General features: G+C 71.2%; 12 protein-coding genes. 4 read left to right on the top strand and 8 right to left on the bottom strand.

What is annotated here, in order from left to right; translation table 11 throughout:
* Nucleotides 1-542: 542 nt before the first annotated feature.
* From ACFORO_RS40685 to ACFORO_RS40675, 3 genes are all read right to left on the bottom strand, one after another.
* Entirely contained in the window at nucleotides 543-722 is a 180-nt protein-coding gene (locus ACFORO_RS40685) for a hypothetical protein (RefSeq protein WP_354742671.1), read from the bottom strand.
* A gap of 28 nt (nucleotides 723-750) precedes the next feature.
* Nucleotides 751-3,312 (bottom strand): type 2 lanthipeptide synthetase LanM family protein, encoded by a 2,562-nt coding sequence (locus ACFORO_RS40680; RefSeq protein ID WP_377868801.1) that lies wholly within the window; start codon nucleotides 3,310-3,312, stop codon nucleotides 751-753.
* Between the two features lie 86 nt (nucleotides 3,313-3,398).
* Complete coding sequence (locus ACFORO_RS40675) at nucleotides 3,399-3,761, bottom strand: winged helix-turn-helix transcriptional regulator (protein ID WP_377868800.1); 363 nt, start codon at nucleotides 3,759-3,761, stop codon at nucleotides 3,399-3,401.
* Nucleotides 3,762-3,853: 92 nt separating this feature from the next.
* Between ACFORO_RS40675 and ACFORO_RS40670 the strand changes: the two genes are divergently transcribed.
* Both ACFORO_RS40670 and ACFORO_RS40665 read left to right on the top strand, forming a co-directional pair.
* Nucleotides 3,854-4,510, top strand: a complete 657-nt coding sequence (locus ACFORO_RS40670; RefSeq protein WP_377868799.1) for an SDR family oxidoreductase — start codon at nucleotides 3,854-3,856, stop codon at nucleotides 4,508-4,510.
* A gap of 253 nt (nucleotides 4,511-4,763) precedes the next feature.
* On the top strand, nucleotides 4,764-5,543 hold the full coding sequence (locus ACFORO_RS40665) for a hypothetical protein (protein WP_377868798.1): 780 nt from the start codon (nucleotides 4,764-4,766) through the stop codon (nucleotides 5,541-5,543).
* Nucleotides 5,544-5,721: 178 nt separating this feature from the next.
* On the opposite strand, the gene ACFORO_RS40660 is transcribed toward ACFORO_RS40665, so the two are convergent.
* The 4 genes from ACFORO_RS40660 to ACFORO_RS40645 form a co-directional block, all read right to left on the bottom strand.
* A complete protein-coding gene (locus ACFORO_RS40660) occupies nucleotides 5,722-7,353 on the bottom strand; it encodes a carboxylesterase/lipase family protein (RefSeq protein WP_377868797.1) in 1,632 nt (543 codons plus the stop codon).
* Between the two features lie 906 nt (nucleotides 7,354-8,259).
* On the bottom strand, nucleotides 8,260-8,658 hold the full coding sequence (locus ACFORO_RS40655) for a hypothetical protein (protein ID WP_377868796.1): 399 nt from the start codon (nucleotides 8,656-8,658) through the stop codon (nucleotides 8,260-8,262).
* Nucleotides 8,659-8,923: 265 nt separating this feature from the next.
* Nucleotides 8,924-9,679 (bottom strand): GAF and ANTAR domain-containing protein, encoded by a 756-nt coding sequence (locus ACFORO_RS40650; RefSeq protein WP_377868795.1) that lies wholly within the window; start codon nucleotides 9,677-9,679, stop codon nucleotides 8,924-8,926.
* A 70-nt stretch (nucleotides 9,680-9,749) separates the two neighbouring features.
* The gene (locus ACFORO_RS40645) at nucleotides 9,750-10,487 is read right to left on the bottom strand and encodes a GAF and ANTAR domain-containing protein (protein WP_377868794.1); all 738 of its coding nucleotides are present in this window, start codon (nucleotides 10,485-10,487) and stop codon (nucleotides 9,750-9,752) included.
* Between the two features lie 404 nt (nucleotides 10,488-10,891).
* On the opposite strand from ACFORO_RS40645, the gene ACFORO_RS40640 reads away from it, so the two are divergent.
* Entirely contained in the window at nucleotides 10,892-11,206 is a 315-nt protein-coding gene (locus ACFORO_RS40640) for a dsRBD fold-containing protein (protein ID WP_377868793.1), read from the top strand.
* Nucleotides 11,207-11,271: 65 nt separating this feature from the next.
* Here ACFORO_RS40640 and ACFORO_RS40635 read toward each other — a convergent pair whose 3' ends face one another.
* Entirely contained in the window at nucleotides 11,272-12,990 is a 1,719-nt protein-coding gene (locus ACFORO_RS40635) for a GAF domain-containing sensor histidine kinase (protein ID WP_377868792.1), read from the bottom strand.
* 135 nt (nucleotides 12,991-13,125) lie between these two features.
* Here ACFORO_RS40635 and ACFORO_RS40630 point away from each other — a divergent pair, with 135 nt between their 5' ends.
* The gene (locus ACFORO_RS40630) at nucleotides 13,126-14,106 is read left to right on the top strand and encodes an Acg family FMN-binding oxidoreductase (RefSeq protein WP_377868791.1); all 981 of its coding nucleotides are present in this window, start codon (nucleotides 13,126-13,128) and stop codon (nucleotides 14,104-14,106) included.
* Nucleotides 14,107-14,340 lie beyond the last annotated feature (234 nt).

Here is a 14,340-nt window from a genome sequence, read left to right as displayed (position 1 = left end):
CCGCTACCACCACCGACACACCGCACCACAACCAGGTTTCACAACACCCTCTGAGGGACTCTGATTCCCTCAGGGTTCCCCTCACGGACAGCACACCCCGCACCGGCCTCGCCGGCCCCCGCGACCAGGACAAGCACCCCTCAAACCGCACCTGCAGCGCCGCCTTGAGTCCCTGGCATTGCGACGTGCCAGTCCGCCGCGCCGGACCGAATCACCGTCCCGGCGCGTTGGGATGGCCGAGCGTCCACAAGGGACACCCGGCCACCCACCGAACCCCCGCCCGGTCTTCGCGCTGCTGCCAGGCCTGTCCGGTCAGCCTCTCCGCGCCGTCGCCAGAGCTGCCCACCCAGCGCCTTCGCGCCGCTGCCAGCCCTGTCCAGTCAGCCTCTCCGCGCCACCGCCAGACCGGCCCAGCCAGCGCCTTCGCCGCCAGACCTGGCCAATCAGCCCCTTCGCGCCCGCTGCCAGGCCTATCCAGTCAGCCTCTCCGCGCCACCGCCAGACCGGCCCAGCCAGCGCCTTCGCCGCCGGAGCCGTCCGTCTCAGCTCATCCCGGCGACTGTGCTCGGGTCTCCCGCCAGTGCGACCACCGCGACCGCGCCCACGGTCATTCCGGTCAGCACCGCCGAGCGCACCCACTGCCGCCGCCAGGCGGGCACGGCCTGTTCGGCCTCGGCGGCGTCCTCCTCGGCTTCCGGTGCGGGCTGGACGTCCTCGTGCATTTCCGGTTCTCCTTTCCGATGGGATTTCCTAGTGGTGTTCGGGAACCGCCCCGGCGGCCGGTTCCAGGAGGGACAGCGCCGGGACCCGGTCGGCAAAACCCAGCCGCAGCAGGCCGTGGCCGATGCCGGACAGGCCGTGCAGCAGGCCTGGCGTCGGGACCGCGCCCGGGGTTCCGCAGGCGAGTCCGCGCGGGAGCCGGACCGGTGCGCCGACGGACCTGGCGGCGTCGAGGACCCCGAGTTCTCCGTGGCACAGCGAATGATCCGGCGAAGGGGGCCGTTGTTCCAGCGCGGCGCGGAAACGGTCGACCAGGCGGGGAGAAGGAGAAGCGAGGACGAGACCGGCCAGGCCGGAGCACCAGCCGAGCCCGGTCGCCGGAGCTTCGCCGCCGGTCGGAGCACGGCCGGCCAGCCGAAGAGCGTGCGCCACCCCAGCTCGGCCGAAAAGGAATCCCCCGCCAGGCAAAGGAGAAAGCGAAGCCAGCCGCGCACCCAGTTCCTCGACGAGCGCACCCGCTTCCGGCAGGCCAGTGTCAGCCGCCACGGCCGAGACAGCTAGTACGGCCCCGGCCAGACCGTCGGCAACATCCGCCGCCTCGGTAGCTCGGGCGGCAGCAGCGGTCGCGCGCAAGGCCGCGGGGATGTCGAACGTGGAATCCGCCAGCAAATCGGCCAACCGGGCGACCGTATAGGCGATTCCGCCCAGCCCGGTGAACGCGCCCGGCCCGACGCCCACCGCCAGCGACGCGTAGCCGTCCAGCAACTCGACCAGCCCCGGCAGGGGCCGGACCGTCCGGGCCGCGGCGTCGAGGAAACGGTCCTGTCCGCTGATCTTCCCCAGCTCAGCGAGAAACAGCGCCACCCCGCAATACCCGCTGCCCAGCGAAGCGCCCATCTGCCGGACGCACCAGTCGCCGTCCTCGGCGATCTCCAGCGAAGGCCAGTTGATCCGCACCGCATCGGCACTCCCCCGCCGCAGCAGGTCGTCGCCGATGTCCACGGCCAGCTGAAGCAGGCGCGCCGGATCGGGCACCTCGAGACCAGCCGCGGCACCGGGTACCAGGCGGTGGCCGGCGAAGGGCGTCATCGTGGCGAGAGAGGCCTCGGCGAACCACAGCTGCGCGCGAAGGTCCTGCTCCCCCAGACTGGCGATCCGGGCCCGCGCCGCGGACAGGCCGTCGGTTTCCAGGACGTCCGGGAGCCGGGTACCGGCAGTGGTCCAGACCTCTCGCCCACCCACTGTTGCGGCGAAGTACGGGATGTCCCCCGCCAGCAGATCGGCCCGGGACGCGTCGGCGAAGCGGGCGAAGTGCGGGTACGCGGTGACGTCGTCGAGCGGAGCGAACGCCTTCGCGCGGCCGTCGATCTCGCGCAGGAACGCCGGTTCCGTCGATTCGCGAAGCAAGTCCGCGTACCACTCGCTCGCCCGGGGAACGATCCGCAACTCGGCTTCCGCGAACCGGTCCAAGCCGCGGAGCAAGGTGTCTCCGGCGAGCGACCGGTAAGCAGTGCGGAAGCCGTCCAGGAAAGCGCTGCTGTGGGCCGCCGGATCGACGTCGGGGGCCGGGAGGTTCCGGCCGCCGGCGTACGGGGCGGGGCCGCGGACCAGGTGCATCCGGTCGGTACCCGCGTCGGCCCATGCGGGCAGGTCGTGCGGGAACCGGCCCGGACGGCCGCCGAACGCCGAAAGATCAAGGCGGCCGTAAGGGCCGAATACCGGGCGGGGCAGGACAAAGGTGTTCAGGACAGAGGTTTCCAGTGTCGTCAGAGCTGGATCGGAACCGCCGTCGGTGTGCGGGGTCCAGCGGGGCTGGAAGAGCGTTTCGACGTCCACCACGACCGGACAGTCGCCAGCCGCCACGACGTTCTCCGCGTGGATGTCGGTGGCGCCGAGAACGTGCAGCAGCGCGAGTTGCGCGCCCAGCCGACGGTAGAACTGGTCGATGTCAGCGGCAGGGCGGGCGTGGATGAACTCGACCCAGCCGTATCCGGGGCGCTCCAGCACCTCCGCCCGGCCAGGGGCGAGACCGCCGAGGAGCGGGGCAAGCTCGGCGAGCAGGTCGTTCCAGCGCGCGTGCAGTCCGACCGGGCGCGGGCGGTAGATCAGCCGGGCACCGGAGGCGAAACTGAGTTCGCTGACGGTCCGGCCGCCGCAATGAGCGTCGCCGCGGCCGAACGCCACCGCCATGACCCGTCCTGGATCGCCGCCGAGGAAACCGGCCACCAGGGCGCGGTCCTGGTCGAACCGGGTCAGCAGTTCCGAAGCGGCGGAGACGGCGTTGCTTGTGAGAGCGTCGAGAAGCTCGGCCAGGCCCGGGTGCTGGGCCAGGATGTCCGGCAGCGGGTCGCTGGCTACGAAGGAGTCGAACGACGTGAGGCTGGCGACGAGCGTCCGGGCCGAGGCGGCGCACAGACGGTCGCTGAGCCAGTCCTCCATTCCCTGGCCGACGGCGGCGAGCTCGGCCGCGTCAGCATCGGGCACGGCGGCGCGCAGCTGTCTCGACGCGGCGCTCACCAGCGGCTGTACCGCAGGCCGGAAGCACCGGGCGCCCCCGTGCGCGCCGGACGGTTCGGACCCCGCTCGCGACATGGGTCGCAGCCTGCCACGCGGCGGGCCGGCGGCGCATGGGTACGGCCTACCCAAAAAGCGACCCGGCCAGGGGGAAATTAGCCGTCTCAGTCCTGCCGCGCCGAGTGGGCGCGTTCGCGGGCTTCGAGGATCTCGGGGACATGGGTTTCCGCCCATTCGCGGACCGCGCGCAGCGGCCCGAGCAGAGACCGGCCGAGGCCGGTGAGCCCGTACTCGACGCGGGGCGGCTGTTCCGCGTAGTCGACGCGGGCGAGCAGGCCGTCCTCCTCCATCGCGCGCAGCGTCTCGGTGAGGACTTTCGGGGTGACGCCCTGAATCTTCTCCGCCAGGACGGTGAAGCGCAGCGGGCCGTCCTCGAGCGCGTTGACCACGAAGACCGTCCACCGCGCCCCGATCCGGTGCAGCACCACCCGCGACGGGCAGGTCGCGGACATGACGTTGTAGCCCACGGCGATTCCTCCGGTTCCGGTTACGTTGAAGTACCTGGTTACTTTTCCATAGCCTACTTCGGCCACGACAACCGACGAAACGGAGAAGGACCATGGGCAACGGGCTGGCCGGGCACACAGTGCTGGTGCTGGGCGGACGGCACCTGGGCACGGCGATCGCCGACGCCGCGACCGGCGAGGGCGCGAAGGTGCACGTCGCGTCCCACCGTCCCGGCGGACTGCACATCGACCTGCGCGACGAGTCGACCATCGCCTCCGCGGCCGCAGAACTCGGGGAGGTCGATCACCTCGTCAACACGGCCGCGGCACCCCACGCGGCGCCGGTCCGCGAACTCGACCGGGACAGGACCGTCGACGCCTTCACCGCCAAGGTCATCGGCCCCTTGCTGCTCGCGAAGCACTTCACGATCCGGCGGTCGCTGCTGCTGTTCTCCGGCCAGGTCGGCTGGCGTCCGGCGCGCGGGAGCGTCGTGACAGGCGTGACCAACGGTGCGGCCTCGTTCGCCGCGCGGCACCTCGCCGCCGAACTCGCACCGGTCCGCGTCAACGCGCTGTCGCCGGGGATCATCGACTCCGGGGCCTGGGACGCCAAGGGCGATGCCAAGGCGGACTTCCTCGCCAACGCCGCGCAGCGAACCCTCGTCGGCCGCACCGGCGCCGTCGCCGACGTGACCGACGCGGTGCTCTGGATGCTGCAAGCCGAATTCCTCACCGGCGAAACGATCCACCTCGAAGGCGGCCGCCCCTGAACGCAATTCCGGAACGTCGTCGAGCCGCATCGGGAACACAAGGGCGAAAACGGCTAAACCAGTTCCGCCTTATGTCTTTGCTCAAGCTTTCGCGGACGCCGCAAGGGGTTTGCGCCGAACGAAGGATTGCGCTCAGCACGCGGGCGCCGGTCCAATAATCTCGGCCGGCCACCGCGGTACGGGGCGGCCATTCCCCGCGAACGACCGGTGCTTAACCACCGGTCGTTTCGCCATTCCCGACAGAGGAGCACACATGCGAAGACAGTGGGCACACCGCGCGACCGCGATCGCGCTGGCCCTCGCCCTGCTCGCCGGAACCGGGGCCGCCCCGGCGAACGCGACCGCCCGGCCGCAGGTCATCGGCACCATCGTCACCTGGGCGCAGACCGCCTACTCGGTCCTCAAGGACTTCTTCGGCAACAAACGCTCGATCGAGGACGCGACCAGGGCCATCCTCGACGCCATCAGCACCGCCAAAACCGAGCTCATCAACCACATCGACCAGGTCGCGATCACCCAGGCCAAGGCCTGCGCGCACAGCGCGGTCGACGACTTCGCCGACATCGAACGGTTCACCCCGGACACGCTGCAGGCGTATGCCAGGGACAGCTCGTATTGCGTGAACCTGATCGACAGCCAGCTGTCCGCGATCACCGACAAATCGGCGGTGGACCAGCTCGGCTTCGCACTCCACGCGGTCGCGCCGATCGCGCAGGTCGCGCGCAGCCGGGCCGGGTTCAGCGGGACCGGCCTGCTCGCGACGGTTCGCGACGGAAGCAACATCGTGATCGCGAAGCTCGAACCGGAATGCCATGTTGAAGCCGAAGCTGTTGGCGGGCCTTACGGCGCGGCGCGGCGGCAGTGGTTGATCACGTTGGTGTGCACTGGGTACAACGGCACCAGCGCCAGCAAGTACCTCGGCTACCGGACGAGCCCCAATCCGCCGGTCACCTATCCCGACTCGCTGAAAGACAGCGCCACGAACACCACCAGCCGGATCGCGGCCCGGACTGTGCTGCCACTGCTTCCCTGACCACAGAAGGAAAACCTGGCACCCGCCTACTTGAGAAGCGGTGCTGGCCGAGGGGACGAGGCGCATCGCCTGGCGAAGGTACGTGAGGGGAACCCTGAGGGAATCTGATTCCCTCAGGGTTCCCCTCACGTACCTCGGCGTCGCGTACGCAGCGAAACCCCACCGGGTACCAGGCACCTCACCGATGCTGAACGAACGGAGCCAACGGATTCCACAGCCCGTCGCACCGGTGCTGGCGCGGGATCTCAGTGGTGAGCTGGCTGTCCCCCGCCGCGTTCAGAGACATGACCACCGGGTTGCTCTCGGTGAAGGGATCCCAGCGCGGAGTGCCGTCCACGGTCGGGTTTCCGGTGCGGGCGAAGCCGGTCCACTGGGCCACCAGCTGGTCGGACAGCACCTTTTGGTTGGGGGTCAGCTTGATTCCCGGCGGCGGCGTCAGCAGCATCCCTTCCGCCACGTGGTACGCGCCGTTCGGCTTGGTCGGGTCCAGGAAGAACGCGGGCGGCACGTCGGTGTCGTCCATCTCGTAGGCGAAGACCGGGATGTGGCGCGACAGGCGCTCGTCGTTCAGGACCGCGGGGCAGACCGAGTTGGAGTCGGCCACGATGGTCCGGAAGGCGAGGAACGGGGCCGGGTTCGGGAAACGTTTCAGCGGGTACAGTTCGCTGACTTCCTTGGCGTGCTCGCCGTACTGCTGCGCCACCAGTTTGCGGTAATCCTCCGCCGTCGAGGCCGACGGCAGCTGGACCTCGTCGCGGGCCACGCCGTGCATCAGCGCCACCTTGTTGACCCGGCCCTTGGCGAACGCCTCGCCCGGCGACAGCGGCAGCGTCGTCCCGTTCACGATCGGCGCGATCGTGCCGCTGTCCGGTTTCATCCCGTTGCCCGCCTGTTTCAACAGCGTCGCCACGGGCACCTTGCGCAAGCACGCACCGGCATTGTCCTGGCAGCCCAGCGCTTTCGCGAACCGCGCTCCGGCCTGCTGGGCCTGCTCCTCGTCGGGCAGATCCGCCTTGCAGTCCTGCGGCTGCCACTGGATGTCCGTGCCCAGCAACGAGTTGTACTCGCCGTTCTGGCTGATGCCGCGCTGGAACAAGCCCGCCGCGGTCGGCGAGGCGGTGTGGTCGCAGACGCTCGACCCGCCCGCGGAAGCGCCGTAGATCGTGACGTTGTGCGGATCTCCGCCGAACTTCGCGATGTTGCGCTGCACCCAGCGCAGCGCGGCCTGCTGGTCCTGCAGCCCGTAGTCGCCCGCGTGCTCGCCGAACGCCTGGTGCGCCAGGAACCCGAAAATCCCGAGCCGGTAGTTGACCTCGACGCTGATCACGTGCCCCTCGGTCACGAGCCGGCTCGCGTTCTGCGCCTGCAGCAACAGGAATCCGCCGCCGTGCAGCTGCACCATCACTGGCAGCTTCCCGTGCCCCGGGTTGGCGGGCACGCGGACGTTCAGGTTCAGGCAGTCCTCGGTCTCCGAACCCGGGCCGAGGCCGGCCGGCTGCGGGCAGGCGTTGCCCGGCGCGGTCGCGGCGAACGGCTTGGTCCACTTCGCCGGCCGCTGCGGCGGCGCCCAGCGCAAATTGTCCACCGGCGGCGCGCCGAACCGGATTCCTTCCCACGACCGGACGTCCGGGCCGGCGATCCCGCACACCGGCCCGTCGTCGGTCGGCACCGTCGTGCCGGGCGAGCACGCCGGCGCCGGCGGCGGGGCGGCCTCGGCCCGGCCGCCCGCCACGGACGCCGAACCGGCCAGCGACGACGCCACGACGGCGACCGCCGCCAGCGCGACGCCTGCCTTCCCGTCAAGTCTCATCCGTCCTCCTTCGCTCCTGCCTGGCCGGGAGAGCGCGACGGCGGACGCGGGACACGACGAGCGGCATCCACGCACCGAACAGGCGACCTGCCGGCATGGGCTCGACCTCACCGATGGCCGTTTTCCCGGCCACCGCCACGAGAACGCCCGCGGACCGCGCGTTCCCGCCGTACTCCAGTCTGGGCGCGGCGGGAAAAGGCACAACCTCCGTTCGGTCGCGCGGGAACTGTCAAATTCCCGGGCAGAATGGTCTTTGTCAGGGATCGGAGATTCCGCCGCCTGACCGCGTCCCGCGAGACCGTCGCGCGTCCGGCTGTCGAGTGCGGTTAATCCGAGAGCACCGAGGACGAATTCCGCGGGAATATGCGTACCGAACCGAGACCCGGGCCGCTTTTTGTCCGATTCGGGCCTCCCGCCGCTCGAGAGGCCCTCCGAATCGGGTCCTCCGGCCCTGCCCGCTGGGAACGGCGCGTACCTACCGTGGGCAGCACCTCGAAGACAAGGCCCGACAAACCGAGGTGTGCCGTGTCCGCTCGAATCGAATGGCGTCTCGCCTGCAGCTGCGTGTTCCTGTTGTGCGCACTCGGCCCGGCACTGCCCGCGCGGCTGTTCGCCTTGGTATCGGCCCTCGCGGCCGGCGCGGTCCTGGTGTGCGCGATCCGTCCGGGGAGCCTTTTCCGCAAGCCTGACCTACGGCGAAAGCTGTTCACCGCCGCCGCGGCGGGAATGCTGGGAATGCTCCTCGGCTGGCTGTCGCACGCGGGCGGGCTCGTCGCGTCCGCGGCCGGTCTCCTGATCGTGGTGCTGCTGATCAGCTGGACCGTCCGGTTCGCCGGGCGCCGCACCGGACACAGCAAGGCACCCGCGCGGACGCTGCGAGCGGAGAGCGCGCGAATCAGGCCGCGGTCAGCAGGATTGCCCGCCCGGCAGGCAGCCCAGCGGATGGTCGGCGGCGGCGTTCCACTGCAGCGCCGCGTTGAGCTGACCGTCGGACAGCCGGGCGTGGCGCGCGAGGTCGGGCAGCGACGCCTGCCCCGCGGACCGGCTGGCCTGGCACAGCAGGCCGAACCACCACTGCTCGTCGACCCAGTCGCGCCGGGCCTTCTCGACCAGCCGGGCCATGTGCTCGTCGCCGCAGGCGTAGACGAGCCGCTGGCCGTGACCGGCGAAATCGGCGGGATCGACGCGCGAGGAATCGGGAACGAGCGCGGTCTGCAGCTTCCCCGGCGGGATCTGCTCGCCGCAGCGATCGCACGTTTTCCTGCGCCGGGTACGGAAAACTGCTTCGGGGGACGGAAGCGACATCAGGCACTCCGGACTGTCGGCACGGGTTCCATGTCGCAGATGTCAGAAAGCCAGGGGCCAGGGCACGCGGCATCTGCACTTCCCCAGGCGGGATCCCTGTCGGGACCCCTTCCGGGAAATCCACAGTAGCGGCGGCTCGCGGACCTTGCCAAGACGTCCGTCCGGGCTGTCCGCACCCCGCCGCGCCGCCGGGCCGGTGCACGGAGCGGGGCCGTTACGGTCATTCCGGGTGGTTTCCCGTGCGCGGCGGGTGACGGCCGGGAGCTCAGTCCTCGCTGAGAACCTGTCCCGGCCGGAGTTCGCCGCGCACGACCGCCTCGGCCACCTCGCTGAGCCGCTCCCGGTGCGTGCGGCTGTAGCCGCGCAGCCGGTCGAACGCCGTGTCCATTTCCACCCCGCCGGCATGCGCCAGCACGCCTTTCGCCTGCTCGATGACGACCCGGCTGTTCAGCGCGTGCTGCAACTGCTCGGTCAGCAGCTCCCCGCGCCGGATCGCGCGCTCTTGCAGGATCCCGATCGTCGCGATGTCCGCCAGCGCGCGGGCCACGTTCAGCGTGGACCCGGCCAGCGGGCTCGTGCCGCCGCCGAACAGGTTCAACGTGCCGATCACCTGCTTGCGCAGCCGCAACGGAATCGCCTGCGCGGACCGGAATCCCGCCGCGCCCGCCATCCGCGCGAAATTCGGCCACCGCACCGCCTCCGCGGCGATGTCCTCGATCGTCACCGATTGGCCGCTGCGGTAGGCGTCCAGGCACGGCCCCTGTTCGGTCTGCAGCTGCAGCAGTTCCAGCATCCGGGTGCCCTCGTCCGACGACGCGACCACCTCGAGGCCGCCGCGCTGGTCGGCGAGCAGCAGCCCGGCTGCCGAGGCGCCGAGCAGCGAAACGCAGTACCTGGCGAGCCGGTGCAGCATGTCCGCCACGTCGTACTCGTCGACCAGGGTGTCGGCCATGTCCACGAACGCGCGCAGCAACTCGTTCTCGCTGGACGACGCGACCGCGCCGGCGAACCCGTCGCTCATCGGTCTCTCTCCTTCCCACTGGCGGGGCTTCCGCGCACAGCCCGCGCGGTTCCCGGCCGTCCGTCAGCTCTCATGCCTCGATGTCCCGCGGGTGCAGCCGCCGCGCGACGAGGTCGCGCGCGATCTCGTCCAGCAGCCTCCCCCGGGAATACGCGTACCCGCGCAGCCGGGCAAGCGCCTGTCCCGCGGGAATCCCGAACTCCGCGATCACGATCCCGGTGGCCTGGTGCACCGCGACCCGGCCCCGGACCAGGCCGCTGACCACGTTGTCGTCCGGGTCCCTCGCGAAACCCGCCGTCGCCACGGCCAGCAACGCACTGGTCACGAGATCGGTCCCGTGCAGGATCGTCGCCAGCTCTTCGTCGGAGAGCCACCCGGGAGCCCGCCGGTAGGTGTCCACCGCGCCGAGCTTCACCGCGCCGCGCCGCAGCGGAAACGCGAATATGCCTCCGATCCCGGCCAGTGCGGCTTCCGTCGCGAACACCGGCCACGACGAGGGAAGACGCTCGGACAGATCCGGGACCAGCACGGGCCTTCCGGTCTCGAACGCCTCGAAGGACGGGCCCTCGCCCAGGCTGAACTGCACCGCGTCCAGCCGTTCGACCACCGGATCGCTGGCCAGCACGAGCGTGCGCTGCCCGCCCTCGACGATCAGCGAAACCGCGGCCCCGTCGACCGGCATCAACTCCACGACCGAGCGGCACACCCCGGCCAGCGGAGCCGTGACGTCGCGGCCTTCGCGCAGTACGGCGAACAGTTCCGAAAGCAAGGGCCCCACCGCCTCGGCGAAATCCCCGACTCTCGTCATCGCGCGTTTCACCGCCCCTCCGACTCCGGAACCCAGCCGAGTTCCGCGGCAGCGTCGGACGGCTCTCCCACCCTACTCCCGGCCCGGGCTCCCGCCGAAGCGGCCTCGCCGGACCTGGACCGTCCGCAATGGACAGTCGCACGCGGCCGTTGCCCGCCCACCAGCGGTCCACAGTGGACGTTCGAGGCCCGCGATCCGCCGCGCGGGAACGGCACCGAGCCGCGGACGTCCGCCGGGGCGGCGGTGACCTCCGGCCCTATCCCGGCCCGCGCCCGGCGCAGCACGATCGGCACTGGCGTGAAAAACGGCTGGTCCCCGCGGCGGAATACGAAGGCGCGCAGAGGACTTCCGGCCCTTTCCTTCCCCGACGGGGCCTGCGACGGTGAACCCGGAACGGAGCTGACATGACCGAGACCCCGCAGCAGTGGACACTCGCCGTCGCGTTCGACCGGACCGTGCACTACACCCGCGCCCGGGCGGTGCTGCGGACCGACGACGGGGACGAATACTCCGGCGTGGGCCTCGCGCACAGCGCGGCCGAGGGACGCGGGCTCACGCACGTGGCCGGTTATCTCGCCGCCGGACGCGCCTTGTGCGACCTTTCCCAGGAACTGCTGGAGGCGGTCGTGGTCGACGTCGACGCCGAACTGAACCAGCTCAGCGCGACGATCCCGGCCAGCCGGTCCGGGGATCACCGCCCGGACGCGCTCCGCGCCTGACCCTCGCCGCGGATTCCCCCGGGCTGCCCGGGCGAAATCCTCCGTCGGCCGCACCTCCCCGGGCCTCAGCTCAGCGGCGCCGACCAGTCCAGCCGCACGCCCCCGCCCGGACGCGTCCCGAGCGCGAACTCCCCGCCCGCCGACTCCGCGCGCTCCCGCAGATTCCCCAGCCCGCTCGGGGAAACGCCCTCCGGCAGCCCCGTTCCGTCGTCGGTCACCGAAATCCGCACCACGTCGTCGCGGACCGCTACGGAAACCGACAGCGCCGACGCGCCCGCGTGCCGGACGGCGTTGCTGACTGCCTCCCGCACGACCGCTTCCACGTGCTCGGCCAGCTGGGCGGGCACCGCGTCGAGCGGGCCGGCCATGCTGACCGTCGGGTGCAGCGGCGCGTCGTCGGTGAGCTCCGCGATCGCGTCGTGCAGCCGGTGCCGCAGCCGGACGTTGCCCGCCGCCCCGCCGTGCAGGTCGAAGATCGCGGTGCGGATCTCGCGCACGATCTCGTGCATCTGGTCGATGCTCTCCTGCAGCCGCCGCTGCAGCTCCGGCGTTTTCGTCCGGCGCTGCGTGCTCTGCATCGCCAGCCCCACCGCGAACAGCCGCTGAATCACATGGTCGTGCAGATCCCGGGCGATCCGATCACGATCGGACAGCACGTCCCGCTCCCGCGCCGCCCGCTGCTGCGCCGCCAGCTGCAACGCCAGCGCCGCCTGGTCCGCGAACGACGCCAGCACCGGCAGCTGCGCGGTCTCGAACAGGGCGGATCCCGGGTCCCGCAGGGCGATCAGCACTCCGGAGGTGTGGTCGCCCGCGCGCAGCGGCACCACCAGCGCCGGACCCCGGCCGCGGTCGGCGAACAGCTTCAGCTCGGCCATCCGGCGCGGGGTCCGGTCCTGGAACACCGCGCCCGGCACCGTCCCGGCGACGGGCATCCGGCTCCCGGTCAGGTCGGCGCCGCCGCCCGCGCACACGGTGACGGTCAGCTCGGCGGGCTCGGCGTCCCGGTCCTCGTCGACGTCGAGCCGACCCGTGCCGGGCAGCGCGAGCATCGTGATGTCGGAGCCGGTCAGTTCCAGCGCGCGGCCCGCGATCAGCTCCAGCGCGTCGACCGGATCCGTGCCGCCGAGCAGTTCCGTGGTCACCTCGCTGGTCGCGCCGAGCCAGCGCTGCCGCAGCCGGGTCTGTTCGTAGAGGTGCGCGTTCTCGATCGCGATCCCCGCCGCGGCGGCCAGCGCCTGCACGATCACCTCGTCGTCGTCGGTGAACTCCGCCCCGTCCTTCTTCTCGGTGAGGTAGAGATTGCCGAACACCTCGTCGCGCACGCGCACCGGGACGCCGAGGAACGAGTGCATCGGCGGATGGTTCGCCGGGAAGCCGACCGACGCGGGATGCGCCGAGATCTCGTTCAGCCGCAACGGTTTCGCGTCGTCGATCACGAGCCCGAGCAGCCCGTGCCCCTCCGGAAGGTGCCCGATCCGCTCCCGCGTCTCGGCGTCGATGCCCCGGTACACGAACTCGGCCAGCGCGCCGTCGTCGCCGAGCACGCCCAGCGCGCCGTAGTGCGCCTCGCCGAGTTCCACCGCGGCCCGCACGATCCGGCGCAGCGTCGCGTCCAGTTCCAGCCCCGATGCGACCGCCAGCACCGCCTCGAGCAGGCCGTCCATTTTGTCCCGGGTGCCGATCAAGAGTTCGATGCGCTCCTGAAGATCGCGCAGCGTCTCCCGCAGCCGCAGCTGCGACAGCGTTCCGGACAGCTTCCGGGGGCCCTCTCCGGTTTCCGGCATCAGACCTGCTTTCGGCGCTCGGCGTTCTCAGACAGATGACTTTCGCCCCTGTGCGCCCCCGCCCGGCGGACGCATGCTGAAGCGAAGAACCACGCACGACACAGTGTCCCGCGTTTCGCGGTCCCGGGGAGAAGGATGACCCTTCAGGTGGCGCCGTCCGGCCTGCTCAGCGCCGAACAGGTGGTGTCGGTGCTGCACAGCGCCACTCTCGCCCCGTCCACGCACAACACCCAGCCCTGGCTGTTCAGCGTCGGCCCGACGGGCATCGAGGTGCGCGCCGACGCCGACCGCACGCTGCCCGTCGCCGACCCGGACCGGCGCGAACTGCTGCTTTCCTGCGGGGCGGCGCTGTTCAACCTGCGCGCCGCGATCCACGCGACCGGCGTGCATCCGGCCATCAGCTACTTCCCCCGCCGCGGCGATCCCGAACTGCTCGCCCTCGTGCGCCCGCGGGCCGCCGCCGCGACCGACCGCAAGCTCGCGTCCCTGGCCGAGGCCATCCCGCTGCGGCACACCAACCGCACGCCGTTCACCGCGAAACCCGTGCCTGGCGGGGCGCTGGGCGCGCTGCGGCACGCGGCCGAGGTCGAACACGCCTGGCTGCCGCGGCTTGACGAGGACCAGCTCGCCGGGCTCAAGGAACTGATCCGCGAAAGCCACCGGCTCCAGACGGAGGACCCGGCCTTCCGGTCCGAATGGCAGCGCTGGACCGGCCGCGGCCGCAACCGGCGCGACGGCGTCCCGTTCGCCGCGGGAGGCGCCGTGACCGCCGACGACACCTGGGTCCTGCGCGATTACGGCGGCGGCTCGCGCGCCCCGGGCGCGGCTCCGCTGGTCGTCGTGATCGGGACGTTCGCGGACCTGGCGATCGACCGGCTTCGCGCCGGGCAGGCGATGCAGCGCGTCCTGCTGACCGCCACCGCCCGCGGAATCGACGCCTCGTTCATCTCCCAGCCGGTCGAAGTGCCCGCGATCCGCGCCAGACTCCGCGATTTGCTCGGCGGCGGGCTCTGGCCGCAGATCGTCCTCCGGCTCGGCTACGGCGCCCCGGTGCCGCGGACTCCGCGACGGGCGCTGGAGGACGTTCTCGTCACGCCGTCCCCGCTCAGCGTCTAACCCGGCCGGCCGAGGCGGACGCGCGGGCAACAGGTCCGTGAGGGGCCCCTTCACGGACTCAGATTCCGATGCCAGGAACTTGAGCCGCTTGACCTCGGCCCGCTGACCGTCCACAAAGGACACCAACGGCAGCGGGACGCCCGATTTGTCGCCATGCGGCCGGGTCTTGTGGTCCATGAAGGACTCCTTGAGGGTTCCTCTGTGTTTGTCAAGTGGTTGGGTTCGGGGCGGTAG

This window comes from Amycolatopsis halotolerans (genome assembly GCF_042647905.1).
In the GTDB taxonomy this organism is placed as follows: domain Bacteria; phylum Actinomycetota; class Actinomycetes; order Mycobacteriales; family Pseudonocardiaceae; genus Amycolatopsis; species Amycolatopsis halotolerans.
This window is presented reverse-complemented; position numbering and strand designations above follow the sequence as displayed.

Coding starts and splice junctions, on each gene's coding strand:
- ACFORO_RS40685 (WP_354742671.1), bottom strand. CDS start 722: ATGCACGAGGACGTCCAGCCCGCACCGGAAGCCGAGGAGGACGCCGCC.
- ACFORO_RS40680 (WP_377868801.1), bottom strand. CDS start 3,312: ATGTCGCGAGCGGGGTCCGAACCGTCCGGCGCGCACGGGGGCGCCCGG.
- ACFORO_RS40670 (WP_377868799.1), top strand. CDS start 3,854: ATGGGCAACGGGCTGGCCGGGCACACAGTGCTGGTGCTGGGCGGACGG.
- ACFORO_RS40665 (WP_377868798.1), top strand. CDS start 4,764: ATGCGAAGACAGTGGGCACACCGCGCGACCGCGATCGCGCTGGCCCTC.
- ACFORO_RS40660 (WP_377868797.1), bottom strand. CDS start 7,353: ATGAGACTTGACGGGAAGGCAGGCGTCGCGCTGGCGGCGGTCGCCGTC.
- ACFORO_RS40655 (WP_377868796.1), bottom strand. CDS start 8,658: ATGTCGCTTCCGTCCCCCGAAGCAGTTTTCCGTACCCGGCGCAGGAAA.
- ACFORO_RS40650 (WP_377868795.1), bottom strand. CDS start 9,679: ATGAGCGACGGGTTCGCCGGCGCGGTCGCGTCGTCCAGCGAGAACGAG.
- ACFORO_RS40645 (WP_377868794.1), bottom strand. CDS start 10,487: ATGACGAGAGTCGGGGATTTCGCCGAGGCGGTGGGGCCCTTGCTTTCG.
- ACFORO_RS40640 (WP_377868793.1), top strand. CDS start 10,892: ATGACCGAGACCCCGCAGCAGTGGACACTCGCCGTCGCGTTCGACCGG.
- ACFORO_RS40635 (WP_377868792.1), bottom strand. CDS start 12,990: ATGCCGGAAACCGGAGAGGGCCCCCGGAAGCTGTCCGGAACGCTGTCG.
- ACFORO_RS40630 (WP_377868791.1), top strand. CDS start 13,126: ATGACCCTTCAGGTGGCGCCGTCCGGCCTGCTCAGCGCCGAACAGGTG.